The organism is Roseiarcus sp. (genome assembly GCF_052145395.1).
Lineage (GTDB): Bacteria > Pseudomonadota > Alphaproteobacteria > Rhizobiales > Beijerinckiaceae > Roseiarcus.
On sequence record NZ_JBKQOT010000504.1, the window covers coordinates 1 to 2788 of the forward strand.

Below are 2788 nucleotides of genomic sequence, written 5' to 3' on the forward strand. Positions count from 1 at the left end.
TCAAAGTCCGTCAGGCTGTGCTGTGCGATTGGACTTCCATGAACGACATTGAATCGAACGGTGACGACGCGAGGGTTGCAGGGCGACAGGGGAATGAATTGCCTAATAATGTATCGGCCGTAGGCGAGGATCTCCCCGTGCTCGTAGACACGCTCCATGAGCAAACCTTTCACGTTTTGGTCTCGGTGGAGCGGATCGACGGAATAGTAGCCAGTGACCATGGAGGGATCGAAGGCGTAGACCCGCCGTATTCGCGGGTCTGAGTAGGCCGCGAGTTGGGCTAGTCCGCCGCCAAGGGAGTGCCCGACTGCAGTGATTTGCGTTGGACCCGCTAGGTAGCACTTATCCCGCTCGATATGCTCGACGAAGTCGCCGACGTGGTCTCGGACCTGATCATATTGGTCGTAAATTGGAAAAGCGCGCAATATCCAATGAAAATTGGATTCCCAGTCTCCCTTGTTGCCGCCGACCGTTCCGCGAAACGCGACGACTGCCTCCGGACATCGCGCGCCCTTCCGCGCCCAGACCTGAACGCCGAGGCCGCCAACGGGTTCGCTCTGACCCGGCGTCCGCACTTTGCACGCGTCCGGCCCGTCGCAACTCCAGACGTAGCGCCACTGATTGAGCCAGGCGGCCGCGCGCTTCGAATCCTGGAGCGCGTCGCAGTTGTTGGGGTCGTCGGCAATGCAGCCAGCCGCGCGCGGCGCCATTCGATGCTTGGCGTAGACGCTCGGGTCGTAAGCTTGCTCCGCGAGCAAGGCATAGGACAATACTCGCGCCGCAGTTGGGCCGGCAATTTGCTTCGCATAATAGTTGTCCTCCCCCTCGGTTCGCTGGATAACTTGATTCGGGTCCTGAGTCAGATGCAGCTGCGCGCAGCCTCCGAGAAAAGGAATGGAGATCGCAATTGCGGCCAGATTTGCCGTGTTCCAAAGGCCTACCATCCGCCCCATCGGCGCCCCGCAAGCTTTGAGATTCGCTTTGGAGATGATCGGCAATGACAATGTCGAACGTCAAGGTCCCGGCGCATTGGAGTTTTCCATGGCAGACATCAAACATGTTGTCGTCCTGATGCTTGAAAACCGCTCGTTCGATGCGCTGCTGGGCCGTCTCTATGCCAACCGCGCGGATTTCGACGGATTGAAGGGCGACGAGTCAAACGAATGGGATGGCAGGAGATTCAACGTCTGGACGAGCGAGGCGATGACCCCCGAGGCGGCATGCCTCCCCAATCCCGATCCCAACGAACTCTTCGCCGACATGACGGAGCAGATTTTCGGCGCGGGATCGCAGCCCCCGTCGCCCCCTACCATGGCCGGGTTCGTTTCCAACTACATGAGGACCGCGACAAACGACCCGCGAGGCGTGATGCACGGCTTCACGCCCGACCAGGTTCCGGTGATCAGCCAACTCGCAAGGTCCTTCGGGGTGTGTGATCGTTGGCATGCATCGGCGCCGAACCAGACTTGGCCAAACCGTTTCTTCGTCCATACCGGGACCGCGGCCGGCTACGTGAACAATTCGCCGGTGCGCTTTCCTTACCTCATGCCGACGATCTTCAACCGTCTGACGCAGCGCCAGCGCAGCTGGCGCGTCTATTTTCACGACGTGCCGCTGACAGCGACGCTGTCCAACATTTTGAGCGAGCTGCCGGAGCGTCTCTATCCGTTCGAAGACGCATTCATGAGCGATGCGATGGCGGGGCGGCTGCCGGATTACAGTTTCATTGAGCCGCGTTATTTTCCCAGCATCGTTTTTAACCGCATGCCGAACGATCAGCACCCGCCCCACAACGTCGCCTACGGAGAGCGCCTAATCGCACGCTGCTACGACGCCCTTCGTAACAGCCCTGGTTGGGAGCATACCCTTTTCGTCGTCATTTATGACGAGCACGGAGGGGTCTACGATCATGTCCCGCCGCCAGAGGCCGTTTCGCCCGACGACGCCTGCCCGGACGGCTTCAGGTTCGACCGCTACGGGGTTCGGGTGCCGGCCGTCCTGATTTCTCCATGGATTCCCGCCGGAAGCATCGTCCGTCCACCCGCCGGGTCCCAATATCCATTCGACCACGCCTCTATTCTCTCCACATTGCGCAAGCTCTTCGACCTCGGAGACCCGCTGACCAGGCGAGACGCCGCGGCCCCCGATCTGCTTGCCGCCTTGTCGCTGACCTCGCCGAGCAATTCCGGTCCGGCGAGCCTGGCGTTTCCTACGGCGGCGCCCTCCGCGGACGAGATCGCTTCCGCGCATAGAGCGCCGCCAAATGACCTCCAGCAGGCCATTCTTCAGTTGGCGTCGGCGCTTCCTACGGGATCGGCCGCGCTGGCGACACATTTGGATCTTCTTGACTCGGCTAAGGAGCAACTTGCGGTTACTCAGTGCGCCACAGTGGGCGACGTCTTGCTGCAAGTCGAGAAGGGCTTCAGCCGATTCCTTAGGACGCCTCGTTTGTAGCTGCCATTGACCGCCAAGCCCTTTCCCTATCAGCCCAGTTCTTCTGAAACTCGTTCTCCGGACGCTCGGAACATGGATCGAGATGGCGTAGGTTCGCCCGGGGCAGGCGTTAGAATCGTGGCCCCGAGAACGACCGGTTAACGTCGACTCCGGCCGGTACGATGAACGCAAGACGGCCCGGACGGCCCCGGCAGAAGGTCGGCTCTCCGTCCGGCCGGCGCAACGCGCACCCGAAATCGAAGGCATCGGCGAAGGCAAAGGCCAATGCGACCTGTGCGTTCGGCCGCAAGGCGTCGATCGCCACGTCGGTCTCTCGACCCAAGGGAGGGCGTGC

At 61.2% G+C, this 2788-nt stretch carries 3 protein-coding genes; 1 reads left to right on the plus strand and 2 read right to left on the minus strand.

From position 1 onward, the window contains the following. On the minus strand, positions 1-998 hold a 998-nt coding region (locus ACLP25_RS17310), incomplete at its 3' end, for a hypothetical protein (RefSeq protein ID WP_442470418.1). Between ACLP25_RS17310 and ACLP25_RS17315 the strand changes: the two genes are divergently transcribed. After that, entirely contained in the window at positions 988-2454 is a 1467-nt protein-coding gene (locus ACLP25_RS17315) for an alkaline phosphatase family protein (RefSeq protein ID WP_442470419.1), read from the plus strand. The two genes, ACLP25_RS17310 and ACLP25_RS17315, sit on opposite strands and share 11 nt — an antisense overlap. Before the next feature lie 109 nt (positions 2455-2563). Here ACLP25_RS17315 and ACLP25_RS17320 read toward each other — a convergent pair. After that, positions 2564-2788: hypothetical protein (locus tag ACLP25_RS17320; RefSeq protein WP_442470420.1), on the minus strand; the 225-nt coding region annotated here is incomplete at its 5' end.